This window comes from Stakelama saccharophila (assembly GCF_032229225.1).
GTDB lineage: Bacteria > Pseudomonadota > Alphaproteobacteria > Sphingomonadales > Sphingomonadaceae > Sphingomonas > Sphingomonas saccharophila.
Genome location: NZ_CP135076.1, coordinates 2,333,975 through 2,359,510 on the forward strand (window position 1 = coordinate 2,333,975; position 25,536 = coordinate 2,359,510).

Here is a 25,536-nt window from a genome sequence, read left to right on the forward strand (position 1 = left end):
GCTTTACGCTAAAGAAAGGCCCCGGGCCTACAGATCGCCTCGCCATACAGTTTCGCATAGGCAGCGATCATGGACGCTTCACCGAATTCGGCCCGTGCCTTCTCGCGATTAGCCTCGCCGACCGTTCGCCGCCCGCCGGCGCGACCGTGGAAGATCTGCAGACAGTCGCGCAGACAGACTTCGTTGCGGTTGGGACTGATATAGGGACGATTGGCCTCCGACACCATGGCGGTGATGTCGCCGACCGGGGTCGACACCACCGGCAGGCCCGCGGCCATCGCCTCCATCACCGAAATCGGCTGCTGTTCGCTCTTCGACGAAAGCGCAAACAGGTCGAAATGGCCGATATAGCGATGCGGGTCGGGCAGGAATCCGGGCATGACCAGATCGTCGCCCAATCCCATCAGCTCCGCCGTCTCGCGGATGCGCGCCGCTTCCGGCCCCTCACCCACGATCACCAATTGTACCCGGTTGACCATGCCCGCCGCCGCGCGGACGAGGAGCGGCAGATCTTTCACCGGCCGCAATCCGGCGATCGTGCCGATCACCATGGCCTCGGGATGCCGCCGGAACCCCGGAATGGCATCGGGCACGGGATCTGCGGCATAACGATCGAGCGCGATGCCGTTGGAAATCCGGTGGATCTTGTCCGGTCGCTGCTTCCACGCCTTCTGCGCGATGCGTTCCAGCGTGTAGGAGGGCACCACCAGCGCCCGCGCGGCGCCAAGCGCGACGCGGCGATACATCGTGCGCACGGGGTTGATTCCGCTCGCCTCGTCCTCGTTGAAGCCATCTTCGTGATGAATGACGGGGGGCATGCCCTTGGCGAAGGCGCGCTTCGCCATCACGCCGTCGATCGCGCCCCAATTATAGGTCAGCACCAGATCGAAGGGCGCCATGAACTTCGCGATCGCTTCGTACCGGCTCACCGACGGCCTGCCGACGAGCGGCGGCGGGTTCTGCGCGATCTCGTAACGGATGCCCCTGTCGATGGCGTCGCGCGCGCCGAGTTCGCCCGGCACCCCCGACACGATGGTGTGCCGCGCCCGGTCGCCGAAGGCGTTCATCAGGCGCACGGCGCGCGCCTCCTTGCCGCCGAGCGAGAAGCTCGAATGCAGATGCAGGATGTTGACCGTCATTGCGCCGGCACCGCCGCCGCCGCGACACGGGCCAGCAGCCGGTTGATCGCCGCCTCCGCCGCCGGCTCTTCCAGCGTGGGAGCATGGCCGATGCCGGGTACGGTGACGAGTTCGACATCGTCGAACCGGCTCGCCATCCGCTCCGCCGTGGCCGCGCCGAAAATGTCCGACCGCTCGCCGCGCACCACCAGCACCGGCCGGCCGGCAAGACTGTCGAACGCTTTCCACATGTCGGGTCCGGCCTCGTTGCCCGGCACGCGAAAGGGTTCGGCGATCTTCATGTCGTAATCGAGCGTGATCCGCCCCGAGGGATTGAGGCGGTACAGGCGCTTCGCCATTTTCAGCCAGTCCATGATGTCATAGTCGGGATAGACGTCGGCATTGGCCTCCGCCGTGGCGCGCGCGGCATGCATCCAGGTGCCGTGCGAGTTTCCGCGTCCAACATAGCCGCGAATGCGCATCAGCCCGTCCGCTTCCAGTTCCGGGCCGACATCGTTGAGCAGCGCGCCGGCGAGGCGGCCCGTGCCCGCGGATGCCAGCAGCATCGTCAGGATGCCGCCCAGCGAAGTGCCGAACGCGACGAACCGCTCCAGCTTCAGCTCCGCGAGCAATGCCTCGATATCCTGGAGATAGGTGAGCGGCACATAGCTCATTGGGTCCCTGGCATAGGCGCTTTCGCCGCGGCCACGCAGTTCGACCACGATCACGCGCCAGTCGCCGGCAAGTCGCTGCGCCACGGTTTCGAAGTCCCGGACGTTGCGGGTGAGCCCCGGCAGGCAGAGGATCGGGGGCCGGTCGTCACGGCCCGGATAGTCGCGGTAATGCAGCCGCAGGCCGTCATTCGACCACCAATATCCATCCACGAAAGGCGAAAGGTTGCGTCGTTCGTCCATCGCCACCCATATCGCCGTATGACCTTCTCACCGCAAGCGGCAAGCTACGCCCCCGAAACGGCGCTTCTGGAACTGGGTGAACCGTTCTACGACCCGGCCGAACCGGCGGACTTTCCGCAGACGAGGCTACGCTTCCGCAACGACCGCTGGGCGGCGTCCGTCGGCCTGGGCGGGCTAGACGATGCCGAATGGATCGCCCATTTCGGCCGCTTCGAACCGTTGCCGGGTTCGCTGCCCGAGCCGCTGGCACTGCGCTATCACGGGCACCAGTTCCGGGTGTACAACCCCGATATCGGCGACGGGCGCGGCTTCACCTTTGCCCAGCTTCGCGACAGCCATGGCCGCCTCCTCGATCTCGGCACCAAGGGGTCGGGACAGACGCCGTACAGCCGCTTCGGCGACGGCCGGCTGACACTGAAGGGCGGCGTGCGCGAGGTGCTGGCGACCGAGATGCTGGAGGCGCTGGGCGTCGAGACGTCGAAGAGCTTCTCGCTGATCGAAACGGGCGAGGCGCTGGAGCGCGGCGACGAGCCCTCCCCCACCCGGTCCGCCGTACTGGTGCGGCTGAGCCACGGGCATATCCGTATCGGCACCTTTCAGCGGCTGGCCTATCACCGCGACGCCGAGGCGATGCGGCGGCTGATCGCCTATGTGCTGAAGCATTTCTACGGCGAGGAGGCCGGGGACGACGGGGCCGAGCGGCTGCTCGACCATGTCGTGACGCGCGCGGCGCGGCTGGCGGCAAGCTACATGGCGGCGGGCTTCGTCCACGGCGTGCTCAATTCCGACAATATCAACGTGACGGGCGAAAGCTTCGATTACGGGCCGTGGCGGTTCGCGCCGACCTGGGACCCGGCCTTCACCGCCGCCTATTTCGATCATGCCGGCCTGTACGCCTTCGGCCGGCAGCCGGAGGCCATCCGTTGGGACGTGATGCAGCTTGCGGTCGCGCTGCGCACGGTCAGCGAGGCACAGCCGCTGATCGACATTCTCGAAACGTTCGGCGCGCGCTATCAGCCGGCGGTGTCGGATGCGATCCTGTGGCGGCTGGGCGTGCAACCGAAGAATGCGGAAAGCGACCGTGCGCTGGTGCAGGCGGTGGAGCGTGCGCTTCGCGGGCAGGACGCGCCGATCGACCGATTCTTCTTCGATGCGTTCGGCGGCGCACTTCCGCAAGGCTATGGCGCGGCATTCGACGAAGTGCGGGCAGCGCTCGGCAGCTATAAAGCGCGCAAGGACCGCGATCACCCTTATTGGTCGGGCGGCGAACCGTGCAGCATGCTGATCGACGAGGTCGAGGCGATCTGGGCGGACATCGACCGGGCCGACGACTGGCGCGCATTCGACGCCAAGGTGGCGGCCGTGCGCGAGATGGGCGATGCGCTCACCTGAGCGCGGAAGTAACGGGTGTGGAAACGCACCACTATTTCGTGCATTGACGCGCGACGCGGACGGGACGAACAAGATGGAAAGACTGGCATGTCCGGACAGGAACTGATTTCGACCGAGCCCGCGACAGGCGCCACGCTATGGCGCGGCGAGGCCGGCGACGCCGATACCGAGGTTGCGACCGCGCGCGCGCACTGGGCCGAATGGGCGGCCAAGCCACTGACCTACCGCGTCGAGGCGCTGCGGCGCTTCGCCAACGTGGTACGGGCGAAGGAAGAAGCCTTTACCGACGTTATCGCCCGCGAAACGGGCAAGCCGTTATGGGAAGCAAAGACCGAGGTCCAGTCCGTCGTCAACAAGGTCGACATTTCCGTCGCCGCCTATTCCGACCGGACCGGCCAGCGGCGGCTGGAAGGGGCGATGAACGTGCGCATGGCGCTCAGGCACAAGCCGCACGGCGTGCTGGCGGTGCTGGGGCCGTACAATTTCCCGGCCCATCTGCCCAACGGGCACATCGTTCCAGCGCTGCTCGCCGGCAACGCCGTCGTGTTCAAACCATCGGAAAAGACCCCCGCCACGGGCGAATTTCTCGTCAATTGCTTCCACGAGGCCGGCATTCCCGAAGGCTGCGTTCGCCTGCTGCTGGGCGGGCCGGAGCAGGGCAAGGCGCTGTCGTCGCACCCCGATATAAACGGCCTGCTGTTCACCGGATCGGCACGCACCGGCATCGCCCTCAACCGGCAGTTCGCCGACCAGCCGGAAAAGATCCTCGCGCTGGAAATGGGTGGCAACAACCCGATCGTCGTCTGGGGCAATCCCGACCTGTATTCGGCCGCCGTGCTGATCGTACAGTCGGCCTTCACCACCGCCGGCCAGCGTTGCACCGCCGGACGCCGCCTGATCGTCGAACCGCGATTGTATGAACCGCTGCTGGCGGAACTGACGAATATCCTGGATCGCATGATCGTCGGCGAACCGCATGCCGATCCGCAGCCCTTCATGGGGCCGGTGATCGACAACGACACCGCCGACATGCTGACCGAAAGCTTCCTCGCACTGTCGACCAGGGGCGGACGGCCGCTGCGTCACATGCAGCGTCCGATCGAGGACCGACCGTTCCTGACGCCGGGCCTGATCGACATGACCGAGGCGAGCGAGCGGCCCGATATCGAGTTGTTCGGCCCGATCGTCCAGGTCATCCGCACCGAAAGCTATGAAGACGCGATCCGCGAGGCGAACAACACGCGGTACGGCCTGTCGGCCTCGCTGATCAGCCAGGACCCCAGGCTGTACGAGCAGTTCTGGGCCAATATCCGGGCCGGCATCGTCAACTGGAATCGTCCCACCAACGGCGCATCTTCGGCGGCGCCGTTCGGCGGAATCGGCTGGTCGGGCAACCACCGGCCGAGTGCGGCCTATGCCGCCGATTACTGCGCCTATCCCGTGGTATCGAGCGAAGCCGAACAGGTGCGCGCGAGCATCGGCATCGGGCTGCGCGACGGTTGAACGGATGCTGGCCGCGGCCGCCGGGCCGCGCTACGCTTGCCGGGTGACGAAGGGGACATCGCGGATGGTGACACGGCGCTCGCTGGTCGGCGGCGGCATGGCGCTGGCCGGAACGGCAGCACTCCCACAGCAAGCGGAAGCGGCCGAGGCCGGCGCCTTCGTCACGCGCAACGGCACGGGCTTTCGCCTGCGCGGCAAGCCCTATCGCTACGCCGGTGCGAACATGTGGTACGCGGCCTGGATCGGCGCGCCCGAGGCGCCCGGAGATCGCGACCGGCTGAGGCGCGAACTCGACCGGCTGGCGGCGACGGGCGTGACCAACCTCCGCATCGCCGCATCGGCCGAGGAAGGGCCGCTCGAACATTCGGTGACGCCGGGCTTTCGCGGCAAGGGAACGGACTGGAACGCGAACCTGCTGCGCGGCCTCGACTTCGCGCTGGCCGAACTGGCGAGGCGCGACATGAAGGCGGTGCTCTACCTCACCAATTTCTGGGAATGGTCGGGCGGGATGATGGCCTATCTCTGGTACGCCACCGGCCGTTACATGAATGCCGGCGATCCCGACCATCCCTGGCCGGAATTTCCCAACGCGGTGTCCGAATTCTATCGCAACGCGCAAGCCGTCGGCATGTATCGCGACTGGATCCGTGCGCTGTTGCGCCGTACCAATGCGGAAACCGGCACCCGCTATCGCGACGATCCGACGATCATGGCGTGGCAGCTTGCCAACGAACCGCGCCCGGCGGGCGACATGGCGACGGCGGAACCTGTCCTCGCCGCCTTCCATCATTGGGTTGGCTCTACGGCCCGGCTCATCAAGTCGCTCGCGCCGCGCCACCTCGTCTCGACGGGCAGCGAAGGATTGCAAGGCACGCTCGGCAGCCGTGCCGTCTATGAGCGCGAACATGCCATCGCCGAAATCGACTATTGCACCGCCCATATCTGGCCGCTCAACTGGAACTGGGTGGACGATCACGACCTTGCCGGCAGCGAAGCCGAGGGCGCGGCGAAGGTCGGCGAATATTTCGCGCGCATGAGCGATCTCGCGCGGAAAATCGGAAAACCGCTGGTGTTCGAGGAATTCGGATATCCACGCGATGGCGGCGGTTATGATCCGGCCGGCAGCACCCGGTTCAAGGACGCATTCTATTCGCGCATCTATGACGCGATCGAGCGTGACATTGCGTCCGGCGGGCCGGTGTGCGGGTCGAATTTCTGGGCGTGGAACGGCGAGGGCCGCGCGGCGCACGGCGACCATCGCTGGCGACCGGGCGATCCGCTGCTCGGCGATCCGCCGCACGAACCGCAGGGCTGGTACGGCGTGTTCGACAGCGACGACGGCACCCGCGCCGTCGTCAAGGCGCATGCCGATGCGTTGCGGCGGGTGTGAGCCGGCGGCAGCGTCCAAAGCTCTTCTAGGCGCGCGCAAAGCAACCCTGCTTTGTGATCGACCGCGCCGACGCGCATCTAGCGGGCATGGCAAATCTACTCGATCCCCAGGCGCGTGGGCGCGTCATTCTGGTCGGCGCCGGCCCCGGCGACCCCGGATTGTTGACCGTTCGCGCGGTCGAGGCACTGAAGTCGGCGGATATCGTCGTGCATGACGGGCTGGTCGATGCGCGTGTGCTCGACCTGGTGCCGGAGGGCGTGCAGCGCATCTCGGTCGCCAAGAAGCGGTCGCGCCATACCGTTCCGCAGAACGAGATCAATGCGCTGATCGTGGCCCATGTCCGCACCGGCGCGATCGTAGCGAGGCTGAAGGGCGGCGACCCGTTCGTGTTCGGGCGCGGCGGGGAAGAGGTCGAGGCAGTCCGCGCCGCGGGGCTGCGCGTCGAGGTCGTCCCCGGCGTGTCGGCGGCGCTCGGCTGCGCGGCGGAGGCGATGCTCCCCCTCACCCACCGCGACTGGTCGAGCGCCGTCAGCTTCGTCGCCGGCCAGTGCAAGGGGCTCACCGATCAGAACTGGTCAGGCCTCGCCGGCAAGGGCCGCACGCTCGTCATCTATATGGGTGTGGCGACGGCGGCCGCGATTTCGGAAAAATTGATGGCCGAGGGCGTCGCCCCCGACATGCCGGTGGCGGTGCTCGAACGCGGTACGCTCGACGGCGCCCGTGCGATGCGTACGCTGCTCGCCGATCTCGGCCCCATGGTCGAGCGCGAGGATGTGCAGAGCCCGGCGATCATCGTCGTCGGCGAAGTCGTGGCGCTGTCGGATGCCGAGGACAAGCTCGGTCGCTGGGCGCGGGTGGCCACCGCGATGCACGGAGCAGAGGCATGAAGATCCTGACCGGAAACGACCTGAAGACCGGGCTGGTGATCTGGTGGACCGGCAGCGACTGGTCGCCGCATGTCGAGGATGCGGTCGATGTCGGTGATCACGGCGAGGCGGTTGCGCATGAGGAGGAAGGCGCGCGTCACGTCAATTCGCCTTATGTCATCGACGGCGAGATGACCGAGACCGGCCCGCGCCCCGCCCATATCAAGGACCGCGTCCGCGCGCTGGGGCCGACCGTGCGGCCGGACCTGACGTTGAAGCCGGCCGATCCCGAGGCGGGGAGCTGGGTGATATGACGCGCTTTCCCTCGCCGCTTGGGCTGAGCTTGTCGAAGCTCTGCCTCTCCTTCTCTGCTGCTTTGAAGAAGAACAGCCCTTCGACTGGCTCAGGGCGAACGGGTGTGGATATTCGCTGATGTACCGTTACGACACATATGATCAGGCCATCGTCGACGCACGCGTCGAGGAGTTTCGCGATCAGGCGCGGCGCAGGCTTTCGGGCGCGCTGACCGAGGACCAGTTCAAGCCGCTGCGGCTCAAGAACGGCCTCTATCTGCAACTGCACGCCTATATGCTGCGCATCGCCATTCCCTATGGCACGTTCGACAGCTGCCAGATGCGGATGCTGGCGCGGATCGCGCGCAAATATGATCGCGGCTACGGCCATTTCACCACGCGGCAGAATATCCAGTATAACTGGATCAAGCTGGAAGAGGCGGCCGACATCCTCGCCGATCTCGCCACGGTCGAGATGCACGCGATCCAGACATCGGGCGAGAGCATCCGCAACATCTCCGCCGACCAATATGCCGGCGCGATCGCCGATGAAGTCGCCGATCCGCGTCCCTGGGCGGAGCTGCTGCGTCAGGCGACGACCTTCCACCCCGAATTCAGCTATCTGCCGCGCAAGTTCAAATTCGCGGTGACGGGCTCCGACACCGACCGCGCGGCGATCCGGCTGCACGATATCGGGCTGAAACTCGTGCGCGACGACGCCGGGGAGCTGGGCTTCGCCGTCTATATCGGCGGCGGCATGGGGCGCACGCCCTTCGTCGCGCCGCTGATACGCCCGTTCCTTCCCGCCGACCATCTGTTCAGCTACTGTGAGGCGGCGCTGCGCGTGTGGAACCGCTGGGCACGGCGCGACAATATCCACAAGCAGCGCATCAAGATCCTCGTCCATGATCTCGGCGCGGAAGAATTCACCCGCCAGGTCGAGGAGGAATGGCAGGCGATCCTGAAGAACGGATCGGACGTGCCACGCGCCGAGCTGGAGCGTATCGCCGAATATTTCGCACCGCCGCCGTTCGAGACGGGCTTGTCCGAAGAGATCGACCGCAGCGATCCCGATTTCGCGGTGTGGGTCGACCAGCAGGTCATGCCGCACAAGGCGCCGGGCTATGCCATCGCCAATATCAGCCTGAAGCCGGTCGGCGGGATTCCCGGCGATATTTCGGCCGAGCAGATGGAACTGGTCGCCGACCTGGCCGAGGCCTACAGCTTCGACGAGATCCGCAGCACGCACGCGCAGAATCTGGTGCTGCCGCATGTCCGCAAGCAGGACCTGTACGCGATCTGGCAGCGGCTGCGCGATGCCGGGCTGGCCGAACCCAATCTCGACCTCGTCACCGACATTATCGCTTGCCCCGGCCTCGATTACTGCAGCCTCGCCAATGCGCGCTCGATTCCGGTTGCGCAGAAGATCGCCACGCGGTTCGCCGATCAGGGACGGCAGAAGGAACTGGGCGAGCTGAAGATCAAGATTTCGGGCTGCATCAACGCCTGCGGCCACCATCATGCCGGCCATATCGGCATCCTCGGCGTCGACCGGAAAGGCACCGAGAACTACCAGCTTCTGCTCGGCGGATCGGGCGCGGAGGATGCCTCGCTCGCCAAGATCACCGGGCCGGGCTTTGACGAGGACGGCGTGGTCGCGGCGGTGGAGACTGTGACCAACGTCTATCTCGACCAGCGGACCGAGGGTGAGCGCTTCGTCGACACCTATCGCCGCATCGGCATGCAGCCTTTCAAGGAGGCGATCTATGGGTGATTTCAGATCACCGGCACCGTTCGGGCTGAGCCTGTCGAAGCCCTGCCTTTCCTTGTCGTGGAAAGGAAGAACGGCCCCCTTCGGCTGGCTGGCAAAGCCAGCCGCTCAGGACAGGCTTCGACAGGCTCAGGGCGAACGGATGGTGGAAAATGGCTGACTTCCTGTACTATCGCGACGACGCACCGCACGAGGAACCGGCGGTGACGCTGGACGTGTTTCTCGACCAGCCCGACGCCTCGGCCGTGCGGCTGGAAGCGGGGGAGGATGCGCGCAAGCTGCTGCCGCATCTGGATCGCGTCCAGCTTGTCGAGGTGGCCTTTCCCAAATTCCGCGACGGGCGCGGCTATTCGGCGGCGCGTATCCTGCGCGAGGCGGGCTATACCGGAGAGTTGCGCGCGCAGGGCGACGTTCTGGTCGACCAGATGCTTTTCATGCGCCGCTGCGGCTTCGACAGCTTCCTGCCCGAAGCCGAGATCGACGCAGAGGTGCTGAAGGCGACGCTCGAGCGCTACGATTACGTCTATCAGCCGGCGGCCGACGACGCGGTGCCGGTATGGAAGCTGCGCCATGGCTGAAGCGGCGGTGCGCGATATCGACCGGATCGACGTCGCCCCGCGCTTCACCGCGGCCGACGCGCACCGGCTCAACAATCTGTTCCGCGCGGCCGACACGCAGGAGATGCTGCGCACGGCACTTGGCGAGCATATGCTGGGCGACGTCGCGGTCGTGTCGTCCTTCGGCACCGAATCGGCGGTGCTGCTGCACCTGATCGCCGAGATCGATCCAGCGACGCCGGTGCTGTTCCTCGATACCGGCAAGCATTTCCCCGAAACGATCGCCTATCGCGACCGGCTGGTCGAAAGGCTGGGGCTGGCCGGACTGCGCGTGCTGACGCCCGATCCCGACATGCTGGCGACGCGCGACGAAAACGGGCTGCGCTGGTCCTACGATCCCGATGGCTGCTGCGAGATCCGCAAGGTCGTGCCGCTTGAAACCGCGCTTGCCGGGTTCGACGCCAGCATCACCGGCAGGAAGGCGTTCCAGGCCGATACGCGCACTGCCCTGCCCCGCTTCGAACTCGATGGCGACCGGCTGAAGGTCAATCCGCTGATCGGCTGGTCGAAGGCCGACATCGACCGCTATTTCGCCGCGCACGATCTGCCGCGACACCCATTGGAGGCGGAGGGCTATCCTTCGATCGGCTGCGCACCGTGCACCAGCAAGGTGAAGCCGGGCGAAGACCCGCGCTCGGGCCGATGGAAAGGCTGGGACAAGACCGAATGCGGTATCCATAGGCCGGTGGCCGACGACGATCCGGAACAGCCGGCATTCTAGGCGGGGCTTGCGCCATGCCGTCATCGCTTGCCCTGCACTTGTCCAAGGAAGGTTCCGTGTTGCTACACGGCGAAAAGGCGGTGCTTCGACAAGCTCAGCACAAACGGGATCTCTACCGCTTCCCCCAGGATGCGCCGGCCGAACCAAGGACGGCTTTTTCTACTCCCCGTGCGCGTAGGCGCCGTAGTCGCCGGCGGCGTAATCGCTGAATCGGGTGATCTCGGATTCGAAGCGCAGTGTAATCTTGCCGGTGGCGCCGTGGCGCTGCTTGGCAACGATCAGTTCGGCCAGGCCCTGCACTTCCTGATAGCGCAAACTCCATTTGGCGTGCTTTTCGTGGATGTCCGCCGGGCTGGTGGCGGTCGGATGCTCCGGCTCGTGCATCGCCATGTAATAGTCCTCGCGATAGACGAACATCACGATATCGGCGTCCTGCTCGATCGAGCCGGATTCGCGGAGGTCGGAAAGCTGCGGCCGCTTGTCCTCGCGCTGCTCGACTGCGCGGCTGAGCTGCGACAGCGCCAGAACCGGCACGTTCATGTCCTTGGCAAGCGTCTTCAGCCCGCGCGAAATCTCCGAAATTTCGTTCACCCGGTTGTCCTGCGCGCGGCCGGAGCCCTGCAGAAGCTGCAGATAGTCCACAACGACAAGGCCGAGTTCGTCGCCCAGCCGCCGCTTCAGCCGGCGCACCCGGGTGTGCAGGCCGCTGATCGTCAGGCCGGCAGTATCATCGATATATAGCGGCAGGTTGTTGAGGTCCGCCGCAGCGTCGGCAAGGCGGTTGAACTCCTGCTTGCTGATCTTGCCCATGCGCAGATTTTCGGAGCTGATCTTCGACTGCTCTGCAAGGATACGCGTGGCGAGCTGATCGGCCGACATTTCCAGGCTGAAGAATGCGACCTTCGCGCCCACCGACTGTTCCGGCGGGATGCCGGCTTCCTGATCGTCGACCCAGCGGCGCGCCGCGTTGAAGGCGATGTTGGTGGCGAGCGAGGTCTTGCCCATGCCCGGACGGCCGGCGAGGATCATGAGGTCGGAATGATGCATGCCGCCGATCTTGGCGTTGACCGAATCGAGCCCCGTCGTGATGCCCGACAGGTTGCCGCCCGAATTGAGCGCCTTGTCGGCCATGCGGATGGCGATCTTCGACGCTTCGCCGAAGGATTTGACGGCGTTGGCGGTGTTGCCCTCGCCCGCGACCTCGTAGAGCAGTTCCTCGGCACTTTCGATCTGCGCGCGCGGGTCGACCACCTCGCTGGTATCCATGGCGCGTTCGACCAGCGTGCGGCCGACCGTGACGAGCGCGCGCAGCATGGCGAGATCGTAGATCTGCTGCGCGAACTGCTTGGCGCCGATCAGGCCGGCGCCGCTTCCGGTCAACTGCGCCAGATAGCCCGGCCCTCCCAGCGCCTCCATGCCCGCATCATCGGCGAACATCGGCCGCAGCGTCACCGGCGTCGCCAGCATGTCGGCAACGCGCAGGTCGCGAATGCGCGAGAAGATGCGGCCGTGGACCGGTTCGAAGAAATGGTCGGGTTCCAGCCGGTCGAGAATGTCGTCGGCAAGGCGGTTGTCGATCATCATCGCGCCGAGCAGCGCGGCTTCCGCCTCGACATTGGCGGGCAGGCGGACCTGTTCCGGTTCGGCGTCCGGAACGGCGGCGGGATAGGCAGTGGACATCCGTCCCTTGTCCCAGAAGCCCGGCCGCCGCACAAGCGCGGCGGCTGTGGAAAACGGGCACGAGATCGACACGCGACGTTGCCAATCAGGACCAAACACTGCATCCGCATGGCGATGGCCGACCCGCGTATCATCGATGTCCAGCTCGACGAGCGCACGATTCTATGGCGCAGTGCCGATATCGAGCAGGAGCGGCGGATCGCGATCTTCGACTTGCTGGAAGAAAATCACTTCGCGCCGGTCCGCACGCATGACGACGGCTATGCCGGGCCGTATCGCCTGCACTTGCGCGTGGAAGACGGACGCCTGGTGCTGGAAGTCCGGCGCGAGGACGATTCGCACCTTGAAAGCCATGTGCTGAGCCTGGCCCGCTTCCGCCGGCCGATCCGCGACTATTTCGCGATCTGCGACAGCTATTACGCCGCCATTCGCAACGCCGCGCCGCAGCAGATCGAAACCGTCGATATGGCGCGGCGCGCGATCCACAACGAAGCGGCCGAAGCGCTGAAGAACCGGCTGGCGAACAAGGTGACGGTGGATTTCGACACCGCGCGCCGCCTGTTTACGCTGATCTGCGTCCTGCACATCAAGGGTTAAGCTCGGCCGTGTCGCGATCCCGCCGCTTCGCAGCATTGCTGCTGATATTGTTCACGCTGACGGGCGCGGGCTGGTGGTACGGCGTGCACTGGCGCCCGGATCCGGACCGCTATCCGGTGCAGGGCATAGACGTGAGCGCGGCGACGGGCGAAATCGACTGGCCGATGCTGAAGGCCCGCGGCGCCGATTTCGCCTATATCGTCGCAACGCGGGGCGCCGCAAAGCGCGACGTCCGGTTCGAAGCCAATTGGAAGGCCGCCGCCGAGGCAGGAATGCGCCGCGGCGCGGTGCACGTCTATTCGCTTTGCGCCTCCGCCAGACGGCAAGCCGCCAACTTCGTGCGGACCGTGCCGCGCAATGCCGACGCCTTGCCATCCGCTTTACGCTTGCGTTTCGATCCCGCGTGCAGCCGCCGGCCGGAGCGTGACGACCTGATCCGCCAGCTTGCGCTGTTCCTGACGCTGACCGAGCGGCATATGGGAAAACCCATGCTGATCGACATTTCCGACGATTTCGAATCGCGATATGCGGTAACCAAAAGCCTGCCCCGCACGGTTTGGGCCGAGCGGTTCTTCTTCACCCCTGGCTACGCCGCGAAACCCTGGGCCGTGTGGCGCGCAACGCGCTTTCTGCGGGTCGACGGTGCGGACGAGCCGGTGCATTGGAATGTCGTCACGCCATGACCGAGATCGACCCCGTCCCCCTGATCACCGCTGCACGCGCCGCCGCCGTCCATGCGCATGCGCCCTATTCCCGCTTCGCGGTGGGCGCCGCATTGTTGTTGAGCGACGGCAGCATCGTGACCGGCGCCAATTTCGAGAATGCGAGCTATGGCCTGTCACTCTGCGCGGAAACCGTGGCACTGGCGACGGCAAACGGCCAGGGGCGCCTGCGCGATGTCGTGGCGATCGGCATCGCCGGCGGTGCGATCACGACCGATGGTGCGAGGGGGCGTGAGCCGATTTTTCCGTGCGGACGCTGTCGCCAGATCCTGAACGAGGCGGCACAGCTCGGGCGCCGTGATCTGATCGTCCACAGCGCCGGCATGGAAGGCGACGCGATCGCGACGCATTCCCTCTCGGCGCTCTTGCCGCACGCCTTCGGGCCGGCCAATCTCGACCTGTAACATCCTGGCGGCGCGGCCGCCTTTATCCCGGGGGAACGCATGACCATCCTGTCCGATCGCTGGATTCGCGAGGCCGCGCAGGAGCACGGCATGATCGAACCGTTCGTCGAGGGCCAGCGTCGCGAGGGCTGCATCAGCTATGGCCTCAGTTCCTATGGCTATGATGCGCGGGTTGCCGACGAGTTCAAGATCTTCACCAATATCGACAGCGCGGTGGTCGACCCCAAGAAGTTCGAACCGACCAGCTTCGTCGACCGCAAGACCGATACGTGCATCATTCCGCCGAACAGCTTCGCGCTCGCGCGAACGGTGGAATATTTCCGAATTCCGCGCGACGTCCTCGTCATCTGCCTCGGCAAATCGACCTATGCCCGGTGCGGGATCATCGTGAACGTCACGCCGCTGGAACCGGAATGGGAAGGCCATGTGACGCTGGAATTTTCCAATACCACACCGCTGCCAGCGCGGGTCTATGCCAATGAGGGGGCCTGCCAGTTCCTGTTTCTGCAGGGCAATGAGCCCTGCGAAATCAGCTATGCCGATCGGGCCGGCAAATATATGGGCCAGCGCGGCGTCACCCTGCCCAGGCTTTGACCCCTAAGCGCGACGCGGTGCGTCCGCAGCAGCGCAAGCACGGAGAAGCGGCGCGTCCCCTCACCCGTTCGCCACGCACGCGCATCATGGTCCCGCCAGGACCGGCGGCGCGGCTCCGATTCAGCGGGCGCTGAGGTTGACCGCCGCAACCGGCAATCGCGATAACCCGGCGCGCGCGACGACATGGGAACTTGCCACGCGGTCCGCCGGTAGGGTCAGCAACACCGCCTCTTGTTCCAGTACCCGTTCATACAATGCGCGCGCCGCCGCCTCACGGTTCGTCCGGGCGTAGACCGCGGCAAGATTGAGCAGAATCTCCGGCTGATCGGGAGAGGCCCGCATCCGGGCCGTCAATAGCCGCTCCGCCTGGAGGTAATTGCCGTTCAGGATTTCGGCATCGGCGTACCGGCCATGATCGCGGGACATTGCCGGCGTCGCCGCCGCCGCGGAACCAACTGCGGCCAGCATCAAAAATGCTTTCATGCCACCTCTCCAATGCAATATTTCATATTTGTGACGACACCATGTCACTTTTGTTGCACTCCCACAAGGGAGAGAGCACCCGCGCAAGGGAGATACCGCCCGCGCGGGACATGCAAAAAAAGAGGCGGCCGGATGGCCGCCTCTTCTTCGTGATCTGTCGTAACGATCAGAAGTCGTTACGATATTGTTCGTTACCGACGAACCCCAGGCGGGTGATGTTCGCGCGCTTGATGATGGCGAGAACCTGATCGACCTCCGAATAACGCGCTTGCGGATCGGGCTGGAAATGGAGTTCCGGCTCCGACGGCAGAAGCAGCGTCTGATCCAGATACTGACGCAGCGTCAGCTCGTTGATCGGCGATCCGTTCCAGGTGATCTGGCCGTCGGCCTCGATCGTGACCTTGTTGCGGTCGGGCTGGATCTGGGTCGCGTTTTCCGGATTGGGCTGCGGAAGATCCACCTTCACCGCGTGGGTCTGGATGGGGATCGTGATGATGAACATGATGAGCAGAACGAGCATGACGTCGATCAACGGCGTCGTGTTCATTTCCATCATCGGCTCGCCGTCGTCGCGGCCACCGCTCATTGCCATGTCAAATTACTCCTCGTTCCCCGTTCACATGCGCTGGACGTTGCCGGTGGGCTCGGGCTCGGAAATGAAGCCGACCTTGGCAAAGCCCGCGGACTGCATGGTGTAGATGGTGCCACCGATGCAGCGATAGGGTGTGTTGACGTCGCCGCGGATGTGAACCTCAGGCAGTTCCAGGTTCGGATTGTCGACGCCACCCTGACGCTCGATCTCCGCCTTCAGCTTCTCCACTGCGCGGTCCAGCAGCTCGCCGCTCGATACGCGGGTGAGGTTCCAATAGACCTCGCAACCCTCGGAACCGCCGCGCACGGAAAGCGAGACATTTTCCGGTTTCGTTACCGTCGGCTCGAACCGCACCTTGGGAAGCTCGACATCAACGGCCTGAACCACGACGGGAACCGCGATCAGGAAGATGATGAGCAACACCAGCATGACGTCCACCAGCGGCGTCGTGTTGATGTCGGACATCGGGGTTTCGGTGGGGTCTCCACCAGCACTCATCGCCATGTGCGACCTATCCTATTCATCTCGTTCCGTTGCTCGCCCCCTCGTCGGGGACCAGGGCCCCGCCACCACGGCGAGGCCCGTCGTCACGATCTTACGCGCGGGTCTGCGTGCCACCCGTCTGACCGGCGGTCGCCGAAGCGGGATTGCTGGACGCCGGCTTGGTCGGCTGCGACGGCTTCGCCGGGGCCTTGCGGGTCTCGGCGGCGGCAACGCCAGCGGCCGGGCGAACCTTGCCGTCCGACGCCAGGAAGCCGAGCACATCGTTGGAGAACGCGTTCAGGTTTTCCGCGATCGCCTTGTTGCGGCGCTGCAGGAAGTTGTAGGCGAGCACGGCCGGAACCGCGACGACCAGACCGAGGGCGGTCATGATCAGGGCCTCACCAACCGGGCCGGCGACCGTGTCGATCGACGCCTGACCGGAAGAACCGATCTTGATGAGGGCGCGATAGATGCCGATCACCGTACCGAACAGACCGATGAACGGCGCGGTCGCACCCACGGTCGCCAGGAACGCCAGGCCGCCGTTGAGCTGCGAATTGATATCCGCCTCCGAACGCGCCAGCGAACCATGCAGCCAGTCATGCGCCTCGACCGGATCGGTCAGCTTGGCATGCTGGTCCTGCGCCTCCAGGCCGTCCTCGACGATCTGGCGATAGGCCGAGTTCTTGTCGAGCTTCGCGGCGCCTTCGCGCAGGCTGTTGGACTTCCAGAAGGCCTGCCGGACGCGCTTGCCCTGGTTGATGATCTTCTGCTGCTCGAACAGCTTGGTGAACAGGATGTAGAGCGAGAAGAACAGAAACAGGACGAGGATACCGAACACGGACTGCGAGATCAGTCCGCCCTCGCGCAGGGCCGGAACCAGGCCGTAGGGATTGGATTGGCCTGCGGCTGCACCGCCTGCGGCAAGAATGGTGGTGAGCATGATAATCTTTCCTTCAACGAAAGCGATAGCGTTAAAAGCGAAATCGGGCCGTGCCGAACCATAGGGCCGGCACGGCCCCAAGGACTATTCGAGCTGCCAGCGAACCGCCAGCGGATAGGTCGACTGGATCGGATTACCGTTCTGATCCTTTGCCGGTGTGAACCTGCCGTGACGCTTCGCGATGTCGCACGTCGCCTCGTCCAGATCACGATTGCCGCTGCCCGAAGTCACGACACAGTTGCTGACACGACCCTCCGTGCTGATGGTCAGCCGCGCGACCACCCGCCCCTCGGCACCGGCACGGCGCGCTGCGGGCGGATAGTTGTCCGACCCGAAGTACCGACCCAGATTACCACGCGCCTTCGCCGACTGGTCGACAACCGGAGCGGGCGGCGGAGCCGGCGGCGCGGGCGGAGCCGGCGGCGCAGGCGGAGCCTTGGGTTGGAAGTCCGGGATGATGTCCGACGTACGGACCGGCGGCGACGGGGCCGGGGCCTTCACGATCGGCGGCTGCACCACGACAGTCGTCGGCGGCGGTGGCGGAACCGGCGTGTCCGGCGGCGGCGGCGGCGGCGGCACGTCGGGCGGCGGTGGTGGCGGCGGCTGCACCTGGAACGTGTTCAGGTCTTTCTGCACCTTCTTGATATATTGATAGGCGAGACCTGTGACAAAGGCATAACCGGTGACGCCAAGAATAATCGCGACGAGAACGATCGCGACGATTCTGCTGCCACCTTGATCACGATCAGCGTAGGCCATTCAGCAATGAAACTCCTTTGTCCCTACCCGTCCAGACGGCGCGTATCGCGAAAAAAATCACTGAACGCCACCGGCACCATGATAGCGGCCCGGCGACTGAGCGCGAGTCTCTATCGCGGCCTTTCCCCGGACGCAAACGGTTTGTCTGATCAAATTTCGGTTCAGGCCGACGGTTGCAGAAATATTTCTGTATCGATCGACATCCTTGTCGTAACGCTGTGACCCATGACCCGGTTTCGCTTCACATCGTCCGCCGCAATACTTTTTGCTTTGTTGCACTGCAGCACGGCGACTGCAGCCCCCCCGCAAGCGACTAGGGCGCGTGCGGAAATCACGCCCGATTATTCGCGCGTCGCGGACCTGATTTCGCGTGCGCCGATGATCGTGGACGGCACCATTCACAGTGTCGCCGACATCGAAGGACCGGAAGCCGCCGGCGTCGCGCCGGGTTTCCAGCGGAAATATGTGCGGCTCGACGTACTCGGGCTGATCCGCGGCCAGGGTTCGATACCGCCCCAGGTCGGCTATATCGTCGATGTGCCGATGGATTCGCCGCGGTTGAAGGATATGCGCGTGCTGGCCTTCGCCCGTCCCGTTGCGGGACGGCCCGACCAACTCCAGCTCGTGTCGCGCGGCGGGCAGATCCCCTGGTCGCCCCGCCTCGATTCGATGGCACGCGGAATCGCGCGCGACCTGGTTTCGGGCGATGCACCGCCGAAGATCACGGGCATCGGCAACGTCTTTCACGTGCCCGGCACGCTGCCCGGTGAGAGCGAAACCCAGATTTTCCTGGAAACGGACAATGGCGATCCGATCTCGCTGTCGATCCTGCGCCGTCCGCATCAGACGCCGCGCTGGGCCGTGGCGCTGGGCGATATCGTCGGCGAAGCGGCCGAGCCGCCCAGGCGGGAGACGCTGCTTTGGTATCGCCTCGCCTGCGGCCTGCCGGAACGCCTGCCCGATGCCGCGCTGGAGGGCCAGGGCGCCGCAAATGCCGCGGCCGCGCGGGCGGACTATCAGTTCGTCCGCGATTCGCTAGGTCCGTGCGGCAGGAACTGACCGCGCCGGTGCTACCGCGCGAGATGGACGAAGTCGCGATCGAATCGCGTCATGGCCGCGCCGCCGTCGACATAGAGGATCTGACCGGTGGTCGCGCGGGCATGCGCGAAATACAGGACCGCATCGGCGACGTCATCCGGCGCCGACAGGCACCGTAGCGGCATCAGGTCCTTCAGCCGCACGACCTGCGCGGCATCATAGTCCGCGGTCGCGAGCGTAAGGCCGGGCGCCACCCCATTCACCCGCACGCGCGGCGCCAGCGTGGCCGCAAGCAGGCGCGTCGCTTCCGCCAGCGCCTGTTTCGACAGGGTATAGGCCTGCTGGTCCCCATGCGGATTGCGGATCCGCTGATCCAGGATGTTGACGACTGCCCCGGTCCCCTCGCCCAGCCCCCGCGCCACGGCATGGGCGAGCAGGAACGGCGCGGCGGTATTGACGCGGAAATGCGCATCGAGCGTGGCCATATCCGGCGGACCCGCGCTTTCCGCGGCGAACATCGAAGCGTTGTTGACGAGCATGGCCACCGGCTCGGCGAAGTGATCGGCGGCTGCGGCGACGAGGCGGTCGCAGGCGTCGTCTTCGGCCAGGTCGGCGGCGAAACAGTGGTGCGCCGCGCCGGCCCGGTCCAGGCGGTCCGTCAGCCAATCCTCGGCGGCACGGGGCCGGCTGGCGTGAAGGGCGACGGCGAAACCGGCCTCGCCCAGCCGGGCGGCGATATGCGCGCCCAGGCGGTGCGTGCTGCCGGTGACGAGGGCGAGCGCCACGCCGCGTTATTTCCGGTGGCGGACGAGCGTGATTCCGATCGCCTCCCCATTTTCGCAGATTGCGAGCTTGACGATCCTGATCTCCACCCGCTGCACCCGGCTATCCTCGATGAAGAGTGTGTCGGCGATATGGTCTGCCACGCCCTCGATCAGGGTGAAGTGCACACCCTTCGGCAGCGATGTCGTGGCCGCGTGTTTCAGGTCGAGATAGCTCTTCGACGCCGACAGCGGCGTATCGGGCGCGAAATGCTCCGGGCAGTCGAGATCGACGGTCATCGAGATCCGCAGCGGCTGCGGCAGATGGGTTTCCTCCGAATAGACTCCGGTGAGAACCTGGACCTCGAGGTCGTGGACCTGGAGCTGAAGGCGATCGGACAAGCGTGTTTCCTCGAAAGCGTGGGTGGTGCGCTGTTAGCAGATGGCGCGCGCCGCGAAACCCCGCATGCCGAGCGGTGGCGTCATGCCGCGGCACTCGGTCGGGCCGAAGCCTCTGCATGCCAGCGACGGACATGCGCGGCGTCGCCGGGCAGCTCCAGCTTTGCGCGCAAGGCGAAGTCGACCGTGACCAGCGCAGTGATGTCCGCGAAGGAATAGGCGTCGTTTGCCACCCACGCATGCTCGGCCAGATGGTCGTCGAAGGCCTCTATGAAGGCGCTCCACATGATGCCGCCCCGCGTGGCCAGTTCGGGGATCTGCGGCAGGTGAGGCCATTTCCCCGATTCGGCGCGGCCGGCGAAGACCGGGACGGAATTACGCAGCACATAGGCAACCGCGGCATAGCCGTCATTTTCGATGCGCCGCGTCCAGCTTTCGATCCGTGCGATTTCGAGCGGCGTCGTGCCGAACAGCGGCGGTTTCGGGTGTTCGGCCTCGAAGTAGCGGCAGATTGCGGCCGATTCGCAGATGATCTCCCCATCGTCGAGTTCCAGCGCCGGCACCGCGCCGCGCGGATTGATATGCAGATAGGCGTCGGAAAGCTGCTCACCGCTACGCAGGTCCACCGTTTCCCGCGGGATGTCGATTCCCTTTTCCGCGAGATAGATCCGCACCCGCCGCGGGCTGGGTGCTCCCGGAGCATCATAGAGTTTCATGGCCAATTCCCATCCTGTCGATTCTGTCGATCCTGCCGCCAGACGCGCTGCGACCCGCGACGATTGCCGGGCGACAGCGAAAAGCGTAAAGCGCGCGGCCCGCCCGGTCCATGAATGATCCATGCCAATGCCCGTCACCCTCGTCCCGATCGACCGGATCGCACCACGGTGCATCGAAGCGCTGCTGGACCGCGTCTTCGGCGAGGATCGGCACACCCGGACAGCCTATCGGGTACGCGCCGGCATCCTGCCCGATCCGGATCTGAGCTTCGCCGCCGTCCATGAAGAAAGCGGCGCGTTGCTCGGTTCGATCCAGTGCTGGCCGGTCGAACTCGCCGGAAACGCGCAAACCACCGCCATGATCATGGTCGGCCCCGTCGCCATCGCGCCCGATCATCGGAATCGCGGCGTCGGCAGGGCGTTGATGCACCGGGCGATCGCGCGCGCCGCCGAGGGCGACATCGCCGGCGGCGACGCGCTGATGCTGATCGGCGACCCGGAATATTACGGCCGGCATTTCGGCTATTCGGCCGAGCGGACCGGCGGCTGGCGGCTGTCCGGACCGGTCGAGCGCCATCGCCTGCTCGCCCTCGGCGCCGGCGTACCCGCTGGATCCGGCATCGTCCGTGCGCGGATCGTCGCCGCCCCGCAAAGGCGCTTGCGGAGCCGCGGGGGCCTGGCCTAACCAGCCTTTCCATGCCGATGCCTCCGCCCCCCGACCTCGCGAACCTGTCGCTGGCCCAGATCGCGCAGCTCGCCGGGGAAAAGAGCCTGCCCCCCGTCTCCCAATGGGATCCCCGGCACTGCGGCAACAGCGAAATGCGGATCGCGCGCGACGGGACCTGGTATCATCAGGGGTCCCCGATCGGCCGACCGGCCATGGTCCGCCTGTTCTCCACGATCTTGCGGCGCGAGCCGGACGGCGGCTATGTGCTGGTGACCCCGGTCGAGAAGCTGGACATCGTCGTCGAGGACGCGCCCTTCACGGCGGTGGAGATGAAGACCGAGGGCAGCGGTCGCGAGCGGAACCTGGCCTTTCGCCTCAACACCGGCGAACTCGTGCCCGCCGACGCCGATCACCCGATCCGGTTCGAAGCGCGCGAGGACGGCCCCCATCCCTATCTTTCCGTCCGCGACGGACTGGAAGCGCTGATCGCCCGCCCGCTATATTACGATCTGGCGGAAATCGCGATCGCAGACGACGAAACGCCGCCCGGCGTCTGGAGCGGCGGCGCCTTCTTCGCGATGGCCGCATGACGACGCCGCTGATCGAACGATTGCGCGCCGCCCTGCCGCGCGAGGACGCCGGCACGGTTCGCCTGCTGCGCGGCGACCTTTACGACGATATGGAAGACGCACCGGTCACGCGGCCGGCGGCCGTGCTCGTCGCCGTTACCGACCGGCCGGAGCCGGGGGTGATACTGACCCGGCGCACCGACCACCTGCCGCGTCACGCCGGCCAGATCGCCTTTCCGGGCGGCCGGATGGATGACGACGATCCCGACATCGTCAGCGCCGCACTCCGCGAGGCCGAGGAGGAGATCGCGCTTCCACCCGACGCCGTGACGGTCGTCGGCGCCGCCGATCATTACCGCACCATCACCGGCTTCGAGGTCACGCCCGTCATCGGCATCATCCCGCCGGACCTGGCGCTGGAGCCGGAACCCGGCGAGGTGGGCGAAATATTCGAGGTTCCGCTCGCCTTCCTCCTGGACGTGGCGAACCATGTCGAGGCGACGGTCGAATGGCAGGGCCGCGACCGCCATTATTACGAGATCCTGTGGCAGGATCGGCGCATCTGGGGGGCGACCGCGGCAATGATCGTGAACCTGTCACGGCGGATGCGGCAGCCGTGACTGCGCTACCGGATGCCCCCTGGCGCAATCGGACCGGGCTGGACCGGCTGACACGGACGCTTGGGGCGGCCGACGGCCATGCGCGCTTCGTCGGCGGGGCTGTTCGCGACACGCTGCTGGGGATCGACGTCGCGGATGTCGACGTCGCGACGGTTCACGCGCCGGAGCGGGTGATGGAGTTGCTGCAAGCGGCCGGGATCAGGGCCGTGCCGACCGGCATCGCGCACGGTACCGTGACGGCGGTTCTGCCCTCGGGTCCGGTGGAAGTCACCACGTTGCGCCGCGATGTCGACACGGACGGACGGCGGGCGACCGTCGCCTTCACCGACGATTGGCGCGCCGACGCCGCGCGGCGTGACTTCACCATGAACGCGCTCTATGCCGACCCGCTGACGGGCGAGATATTCGATTATTTCGGCGGCCTCGACGATCTGGAGCGGCGCCATGTCCGTTTCATCGGCGAGCCCTTGCAGCGCATCGCCGAGGATCACCTTCGTATCCTGCGGTTCTTCCGGTTCCTCGCGCGGTTCGGCGACGTTCCCGACCCGGAGGGTCTTGCCGCCTGCGTGGCTCGGGCGAACGACCTGATGGCCCTGTCGCGGGAACGGATCGCGGACGAACTGCTGAAGCTGCTGATCGCGCGCGACGCGGTAAAGACGGTCGCGCTGATGGTCGAACGCGGCATCCTGGCCCCCGTCCTTCCCGAGATCACGGCGGCGGAAGTCGAGCGCCTGGCCCGCACGGTGGCGCGCGAACAATCCCTTGGCCTAAAGCCTGCCGCCTGCCGCAGGCTTGGTGCGTTGCTGCCGCGCGACGCCGCGGTGGCGCAGTCGGTGGCGGCGCGGTTGAAGCTGTCCAAAGCCGATCGCAAGCGGCTGGAAAATGCCGTGCAGCCGCCCGAACAGGGTGCGCGCGCCGACGCCTATCGCCTGGGCGTGGAATTCGCCGTCGACCGGTTGATCAACAGCGAGCTTTCCGACGAAATGGTTGCGCACCGGGTCGCTGCGGTGCGGGACTGGACGCCGCCGACCATGCCGATCAGGGGCGGCGAAATCATCCGCCGCGGGATCTCGGCAGGTCCCGATGTCGCCCGCCTGGTGCAGGCGGTCGAGCGCCAATGGATCGAGGAAGACTTTCCCGGCCCGGACCGCGTGGCGGCGATCGCCGACGCGCTGGTCGATCAGGCGTTGCGTTCCAACAGGAAATCGTAGGCGGCACCCGCCGAGAGCGGGCGCGAGCAGGAGAAGCCCTGGCCGTAGGTGCATCCCAGCGCGCCGAGCGTCTGCGCCAGTTCGGGGCTTTCGATACCTTCGGCCGTGGTCTTCATGCCCAGCGCCTGCGCGAGTGAGAGGATCGCGCGGACGATGGCGAGTTTGTCGCGGTTCCCCAGCATTTCCGTCACGAAGCTGCGGTCGATTTTCAGCACATCGATCGGCAGGCTCTGCAGATATGCCAGGTTGGAATAGCCGGTCCCGAAATCGTCCATGGCGAGCGTCGTGCCGATTTCCTTCAGTTCCCGCATCGTCCGGGTCACGCGATCGGGATCGCCGACAATCGCGCTTTCGGTGAGTTCCAGGGTCAGCCGATCGCCGGACAATCCGTGCCGGTCCAGCGTTTCGCGGACCATCGCCGCGATATGATCACGCTGAAGCTGGATCGCCGACAGATTGACGGCGATCCGCACGCCGCAATGTCCACCGGCGACCTTGTCCCACAGCGCCAGGGTGCGGGCGGCCTCGTCCATCGCCCAGCGCCCCAGCGGCACGATCAGCCCCGATTCCTCCGCCACCGGAATGAAGTCGGCGGGCGACAGGCGTTCCCCGGATTCCGTCGTCCAGCGCGCCAGCGATTCGAACGACATGATCCTGTCGCTGGCAAGGTCGACGATCGGCTGGAAGGCGAGCGACATCGCCCCATCCTCGATCGCGCGTCGAAGCTCCGTCTCGATCGCGAACTGTTCGCGCGCGATGGCGAAGATCTGCGGCTGATACGTCTCCGTCTTGCCCGTCCGCTTGGCCCGCTTGACCGCGAACTGGGCGCGGCGGATCAGATCTTCGGCATCGTCCACCGCGTCCGAGCCCAGCGCGATGCCAATGGCGCATTCGACACGAACCTCGAAATCACAAAGCCGGAACGGGGTGATGAGCGCCCGGTTGATGCGCTCGGCCACCTGACAGGCGTCGTCGACACCCGATTCGAGCCGCAACAGAATCGCGAATTCGTCGCCGCCGGTGCGCGCCAGGACATCGCGGCCGCGCAAGGCACCTTTCAGGCGGCGGGCCACCGAGATCAGCAGTTCGTCGCCCGACAGAGCGCCCATGCAGGCGTTGACGCGGCTGAACCGGTCAAGATTGATCGCCAGCACGGCAAAATCGTCCGCCGTTTCGGGTGTCACCTGATGTTCGATCAGATCGCCGAAGCCGCCGCGATTGGGCAGCCCGGTAAGGCTATCCGTCATCATTTCCCGCCGCAGGCTGTGTTCGGTGCGATGCTCTCCCGTACGATCGATCATGGAGACAAGGCACCGCGGTTCGTCGCGGAAATTGCGCCGACGACCGAGCGTCACGCTGAAGTGCCGGCAATCGACATCGGCGCCGTGCTGCCATTCGAACGACCGTTTCCACCGACCGGACTCGATAAAGTCACGGATGTCGCGGCCCAGCATTCGGATCAGATCGGACCGGGCCGCGATCGTGCCGAGGCCGGCGCAAATAAAGGGCCGGTTGACCGATTCGAATACCAACTCCCCCTCTTCCAGCACGACGATCGCGGCTGGAATCGGGAGAAGGTCGAGGAAAAGCCCGCTTTGCTGCGGCCCGACGGCACTCGGTACGGGTGCGGGCTCGGCATATGCCGGAAGGGCTTTGGTCGCCACGGACTGTGCACGCCGGAATACCACGACATCGGCACTACCCGGAATCGGT

The 25,536-nt window shown here is 65.8% G+C and carries 29 protein-coding genes; 17 read left to right on the top strand and 12 right to left on the bottom strand.

From position 1 onward, the window contains the following. Nucleotides 1-8 precede the first annotated feature (8 nt). Both RPR59_RS10785 and RPR59_RS10790 read right to left on the bottom strand, forming a co-directional pair. The gene (locus RPR59_RS10785) at nt 9-1,139 is read right to left on the bottom strand and encodes a glycosyltransferase (RefSeq protein ID WP_313913897.1); all 1,131 of its coding nucleotides are present in this window, start codon (nt 1,137-1,139) and stop codon (nt 9-11) included. Beyond that, complete coding sequence (locus RPR59_RS10790) at nt 1,136-2,032, bottom strand: alpha/beta fold hydrolase (RefSeq protein ID WP_313913899.1); 897 nt, start codon at nt 2,030-2,032, stop codon at nt 1,136-1,138. The genes RPR59_RS10785 and RPR59_RS10790 overlap by 4 nt, the downstream gene beginning before the upstream one ends. An 18-nt stretch (nt 2,033-2,050) precedes the next feature. Between RPR59_RS10790 and RPR59_RS10795 the strand changes: the two genes are divergently transcribed. From RPR59_RS10795 to RPR59_RS10830, 8 genes are all read left to right on the top strand, one after another. After that, complete coding sequence (locus RPR59_RS10795) at nt 2,051-3,424, top strand: protein adenylyltransferase SelO family protein (RefSeq protein WP_313913901.1); 1,374 nt, start codon at nt 2,051-2,053, stop codon at nt 3,422-3,424. 87 nt (nt 3,425-3,511) lie between these two features. Beyond that, nucleotides 3,512-4,927, top strand: coding sequence for a succinylglutamate-semialdehyde dehydrogenase (gene astD / locus RPR59_RS10800; protein ID WP_313913903.1), 1,416 nt, complete (start codon nt 3,512-3,514; stop codon nt 4,925-4,927). Nucleotides 4,928-4,991: 64 nt separating this feature from the next. Continuing rightward, nucleotides 4,992-6,317: a glycoside hydrolase 5 family protein gene (locus RPR59_RS10805; RefSeq protein WP_313913905.1), complete on the top strand. Its 1,326-nt coding sequence runs from the start codon at nt 4,992-4,994 to the stop codon at nt 6,315-6,317. A gap of 86 nt (nt 6,318-6,403) precedes the next feature. After that, complete coding sequence (gene cobA / locus RPR59_RS10810) at nt 6,404-7,204, top strand: uroporphyrinogen-III C-methyltransferase (protein ID WP_313913906.1); 801 nt, start codon at nt 6,404-6,406, stop codon at nt 7,202-7,204. Next, nucleotides 7,201-7,497: a DUF2849 domain-containing protein gene (locus RPR59_RS10815; RefSeq protein ID WP_313913908.1), complete on the top strand. Its 297-nt coding sequence runs from the start codon at nt 7,201-7,203 to the stop codon at nt 7,495-7,497. The genes cobA and RPR59_RS10815 overlap by 4 nt, the downstream gene beginning before the upstream one ends. A 118-nt stretch (nt 7,498-7,615) precedes the next feature. Next, the gene (locus RPR59_RS10820) at nt 7,616-9,250 is read left to right on the top strand and encodes a nitrite/sulfite reductase (RefSeq protein ID WP_313913910.1); all 1,635 of its coding nucleotides are present in this window, start codon (nt 7,616-7,618) and stop codon (nt 9,248-9,250) included. 149 nt (nt 9,251-9,399) lie between these two features. Next, nucleotides 9,400-9,825 carry a DUF934 domain-containing protein gene (locus RPR59_RS10825; protein WP_313913912.1) on the top strand — a complete coding sequence of 142 codons (426 nt, stop codon included), beginning with the start codon at nt 9,400-9,402 and terminating at the stop codon, nt 9,823-9,825. Continuing rightward, nucleotides 9,818-10,585 (top strand): phosphoadenylyl-sulfate reductase, encoded by a 768-nt coding sequence (locus RPR59_RS10830; protein ID WP_313913913.1) that lies wholly within the window; start codon nt 9,818-9,820, stop codon nt 10,583-10,585. The genes RPR59_RS10825 and RPR59_RS10830 overlap by 8 nt, the downstream gene beginning before the upstream one ends. 159 nt (nt 10,586-10,744) lie before the next feature. Here the strand turns inward: RPR59_RS10830 and RPR59_RS10835 are convergent, their stop codons facing one another. After that, complete coding sequence (locus tag RPR59_RS10835) at nt 10,745-12,265, bottom strand: replicative DNA helicase (RefSeq protein WP_313913915.1); 1,521 nt, start codon at nt 12,263-12,265, stop codon at nt 10,745-10,747. 114 nt (nt 12,266-12,379) lie between these two features. Between RPR59_RS10835 and RPR59_RS10840 the strand changes: the two genes are divergently transcribed. From RPR59_RS10840 to dcd, 4 genes are read left to right on the top strand one after another with little or no spacing between them, the layout of a single operon-like run. Next, nucleotides 12,380-12,862, top strand: a complete 483-nt coding sequence (locus tag RPR59_RS10840) for a UPF0262 family protein (protein WP_313913917.1) — start codon at nt 12,380-12,382, stop codon at nt 12,860-12,862. An 8-nt stretch (nt 12,863-12,870) separates the two neighbouring features. Further along, on the top strand, nt 12,871-13,545 hold the full coding sequence (locus RPR59_RS10845; RefSeq protein ID WP_313913919.1) for a GH25 family lysozyme: 675 nt from the start codon (nt 12,871-12,873) through the stop codon (nt 13,543-13,545). After that, nucleotides 13,542-13,988, top strand: coding sequence for a cytidine deaminase (locus tag RPR59_RS10850; RefSeq protein WP_313913922.1), 447 nt, complete (start codon nt 13,542-13,544; stop codon nt 13,986-13,988). Before RPR59_RS10845 ends, RPR59_RS10850 begins: the two co-directional genes overlap by 4 nt. A gap of 39 nt (nt 13,989-14,027) precedes the next feature. Further along, complete coding sequence (dcd, locus tag RPR59_RS10855; protein ID WP_313913924.1) at nt 14,028-14,582, top strand: dCTP deaminase; 555 nt, start codon at nt 14,028-14,030, stop codon at nt 14,580-14,582. A 120-nt stretch (nt 14,583-14,702) separates the two neighbouring features. Here the strand turns inward: dcd and RPR59_RS10860 are convergent, their stop codons facing one another. From RPR59_RS10860 to RPR59_RS10880, 5 genes are all read right to left on the bottom strand, one after another. Next, nucleotides 14,703-15,065 carry a tetratricopeptide repeat protein gene (locus RPR59_RS10860; RefSeq protein WP_313913926.1) on the bottom strand — a complete coding sequence of 121 codons (363 nt, stop codon included), beginning with the start codon at nt 15,063-15,065 and terminating at the stop codon, nt 14,703-14,705. 166 nt (nt 15,066-15,231) lie between these two features. Next, complete coding sequence (locus tag RPR59_RS10865; RefSeq protein WP_313913928.1) at nt 15,232-15,657, bottom strand: ExbD/TolR family protein; 426 nt, start codon at nt 15,655-15,657, stop codon at nt 15,232-15,234. A 24-nt stretch (nt 15,658-15,681) separates the two neighbouring features. Then, nucleotides 15,682-16,161 carry an ExbD/TolR family protein gene (locus tag RPR59_RS10870; RefSeq protein WP_313913931.1) on the bottom strand — a complete coding sequence of 160 codons (480 nt, stop codon included), beginning with the start codon at nt 16,159-16,161 and terminating at the stop codon, nt 15,682-15,684. Nucleotides 16,162-16,252: 91 nt separating this feature from the next. Further along, the gene (locus RPR59_RS10875; protein ID WP_313913933.1) at nt 16,253-17,083 is read right to left on the bottom strand and encodes a MotA/TolQ/ExbB proton channel family protein; all 831 of its coding nucleotides are present in this window, start codon (nt 17,081-17,083) and stop codon (nt 16,253-16,255) included. Nucleotides 17,084-17,167: 84 nt separating this feature from the next. Beyond that, nucleotides 17,168-17,842 carry an energy transducer TonB gene (locus tag RPR59_RS10880; RefSeq protein ID WP_313913935.1) on the bottom strand — a complete coding sequence of 225 codons (675 nt, stop codon included), beginning with the start codon at nt 17,840-17,842 and terminating at the stop codon, nt 17,168-17,170. 378 nt (nt 17,843-18,220) lie between these two features. On the opposite strand from RPR59_RS10880, the gene RPR59_RS10885 reads away from it, so the two are divergent. Next, entirely contained in the window at nt 18,221-18,901 is a 681-nt protein-coding gene (locus RPR59_RS10885; protein ID WP_313913937.1) for a hypothetical protein, read from the top strand. Between the two features lie 11 nt (nt 18,902-18,912). Here RPR59_RS10885 and RPR59_RS10890 read toward each other — a convergent pair whose 3' ends face one another. The 3 genes from RPR59_RS10890 to RPR59_RS10900 form a co-directional block, all read right to left on the bottom strand. Next, nucleotides 18,913-19,665 (bottom strand): SDR family oxidoreductase, encoded by a 753-nt coding sequence (locus tag RPR59_RS10890; protein WP_313913939.1) that lies wholly within the window; start codon nt 19,663-19,665, stop codon nt 18,913-18,915. A 6-nt stretch (nt 19,666-19,671) separates the two neighbouring features. Next, nucleotides 19,672-20,043 (bottom strand): dihydroneopterin aldolase, encoded by a 372-nt coding sequence (locus RPR59_RS10895; protein ID WP_313913941.1) that lies wholly within the window; start codon nt 20,041-20,043, stop codon nt 19,672-19,674. Nucleotides 20,044-20,123: 80 nt separating this feature from the next. Beyond that, the gene (locus tag RPR59_RS10900; RefSeq protein WP_313913943.1) at nt 20,124-20,756 is read right to left on the bottom strand and encodes a glutathione S-transferase family protein; all 633 of its coding nucleotides are present in this window, start codon (nt 20,754-20,756) and stop codon (nt 20,124-20,126) included. 121 nt (nt 20,757-20,877) lie between these two features. Here RPR59_RS10900 and RPR59_RS10905 point away from each other — a divergent pair, with 121 nt between their 5' ends. The 4 genes from RPR59_RS10905 to RPR59_RS10920 are packed head-to-tail and all read left to right on the top strand — an operon-like array spanning nt 20,878 to nt 23,823. Next, nucleotides 20,878-21,441: a GNAT family N-acetyltransferase gene (locus RPR59_RS10905; RefSeq protein WP_313913946.1), complete on the top strand. Its 564-nt coding sequence runs from the start codon at nt 20,878-20,880 to the stop codon at nt 21,439-21,441. Nucleotides 21,442-21,452: 11 nt separating this feature from the next. Beyond that, nucleotides 21,453-22,013 (top strand): DUF1285 domain-containing protein, encoded by a 561-nt coding sequence (locus tag RPR59_RS10910; RefSeq protein ID WP_313913948.1) that lies wholly within the window; start codon nt 21,453-21,455, stop codon nt 22,011-22,013. Continuing rightward, nucleotides 22,010-22,612 (top strand): CoA pyrophosphatase, encoded by a 603-nt coding sequence (locus RPR59_RS10915; protein ID WP_313913949.1) that lies wholly within the window; start codon nt 22,010-22,012, stop codon nt 22,610-22,612. Before RPR59_RS10910 ends, RPR59_RS10915 begins: the two co-directional genes overlap by 4 nt. After that, nucleotides 22,609-23,823 (top strand): CCA tRNA nucleotidyltransferase, encoded by a 1,215-nt coding sequence (locus RPR59_RS10920; RefSeq protein WP_313913953.1) that lies wholly within the window; start codon nt 22,609-22,611, stop codon nt 23,821-23,823. Before RPR59_RS10915 ends, RPR59_RS10920 begins: the two co-directional genes overlap by 4 nt. On the opposite strand, the gene RPR59_RS10925 is transcribed toward RPR59_RS10920, so the two are convergent. Beyond that, on the bottom strand, nt 23,793-25,391 hold the full coding sequence (locus tag RPR59_RS10925; RefSeq protein WP_432280314.1) for a putative bifunctional diguanylate cyclase/phosphodiesterase: 1,599 nt from the start codon (nt 25,389-25,391) through the stop codon (nt 23,793-23,795). The genes RPR59_RS10920 and RPR59_RS10925 overlap by 31 nt on opposite strands. Between the last annotated feature and the right edge of the window lie 145 nt (nt 25,392-25,536).

Bases quoted from the DNA above. Each gene is read 5' to 3' on its own strand.
- RPR59_RS10785 (WP_313913897.1), bottom strand. From the start codon at position 1,139: ATGACGGTCAACATCCTGCATCTGCATTCGAGCTTCTCGCTCGGCGGC.
- RPR59_RS10790 (WP_313913899.1), bottom strand. From the start codon at position 2,032: ATGGACGAACGACGCAACCTTTCGCCTTTCGTGGATGGATATTGGTGG.
- RPR59_RS10795 (WP_313913901.1), top strand. From the start codon at position 2,051: ATGACCTTCTCACCGCAAGCGGCAAGCTACGCCCCCGAAACGGCGCTT.
- astD (WP_313913903.1), top strand. From the start codon at position 3,512: ATGTCCGGACAGGAACTGATTTCGACCGAGCCCGCGACAGGCGCCACG.
- RPR59_RS10805 (WP_313913905.1), top strand. From the start codon at position 4,992: ATGGTGACACGGCGCTCGCTGGTCGGCGGCGGCATGGCGCTGGCCGGA.
- cobA (WP_313913906.1), top strand. From the start codon at position 6,404: ATGGCAAATCTACTCGATCCCCAGGCGCGTGGGCGCGTCATTCTGGTC.
- RPR59_RS10815 (WP_313913908.1), top strand. From the start codon at position 7,201: ATGAAGATCCTGACCGGAAACGACCTGAAGACCGGGCTGGTGATCTGG.
- RPR59_RS10820 (WP_313913910.1), top strand. From the start codon at position 7,616: ATGTACCGTTACGACACATATGATCAGGCCATCGTCGACGCACGCGTC.
- RPR59_RS10825 (WP_313913912.1), top strand. From the start codon at position 9,400: ATGGCTGACTTCCTGTACTATCGCGACGACGCACCGCACGAGGAACCG.
- RPR59_RS10830 (WP_313913913.1), top strand. From the start codon at position 9,818: ATGGCTGAAGCGGCGGTGCGCGATATCGACCGGATCGACGTCGCCCCG.
- RPR59_RS10835 (WP_313913915.1), bottom strand. From the start codon at position 12,265: ATGTCCACTGCCTATCCCGCCGCCGTTCCGGACGCCGAACCGGAACAG.
- RPR59_RS10840 (WP_313913917.1), top strand. From the start codon at position 12,380: ATGGCCGACCCGCGTATCATCGATGTCCAGCTCGACGAGCGCACGATT.
- RPR59_RS10850 (WP_313913922.1), top strand. From the start codon at position 13,542: ATGACCGAGATCGACCCCGTCCCCCTGATCACCGCTGCACGCGCCGCC.
- dcd (WP_313913924.1), top strand. From the start codon at position 14,028: ATGACCATCCTGTCCGATCGCTGGATTCGCGAGGCCGCGCAGGAGCAC.
- RPR59_RS10860 (WP_313913926.1), bottom strand. From the start codon at position 15,065: ATGAAAGCATTTTTGATGCTGGCCGCAGTTGGTTCCGCGGCGGCGGCG.
- RPR59_RS10865 (WP_313913928.1), bottom strand. From the start codon at position 15,657: ATGGCAATGAGCGGTGGCCGCGACGACGGCGAGCCGATGATGGAAATG.
- RPR59_RS10870 (WP_313913931.1), bottom strand. From the start codon at position 16,161: ATGGCGATGAGTGCTGGTGGAGACCCCACCGAAACCCCGATGTCCGAC.
- RPR59_RS10875 (WP_313913933.1), bottom strand. From the start codon at position 17,083: ATGCTCACCACCATTCTTGCCGCAGGCGGTGCAGCCGCAGGCCAATCC.
- RPR59_RS10880 (WP_313913935.1), bottom strand. From the start codon at position 17,842: ATGGCCTACGCTGATCGTGATCAAGGTGGCAGCAGAATCGTCGCGATC.
- RPR59_RS10885 (WP_313913937.1), top strand. From the start codon at position 18,221: ATGATCGTGGACGGCACCATTCACAGTGTCGCCGACATCGAAGGACCG.
- RPR59_RS10900 (WP_313913943.1), bottom strand. From the start codon at position 20,756: ATGAAACTCTATGATGCTCCGGGAGCACCCAGCCCGCGGCGGGTGCGG.
- RPR59_RS10905 (WP_313913946.1), top strand. From the start codon at position 20,878: ATGCCAATGCCCGTCACCCTCGTCCCGATCGACCGGATCGCACCACGG.
- RPR59_RS10910 (WP_313913948.1), top strand. From the start codon at position 21,453: ATGCCGATGCCTCCGCCCCCCGACCTCGCGAACCTGTCGCTGGCCCAG.
- RPR59_RS10915 (WP_313913949.1), top strand. From the start codon at position 22,010: ATGACGACGCCGCTGATCGAACGATTGCGCGCCGCCCTGCCGCGCGAG.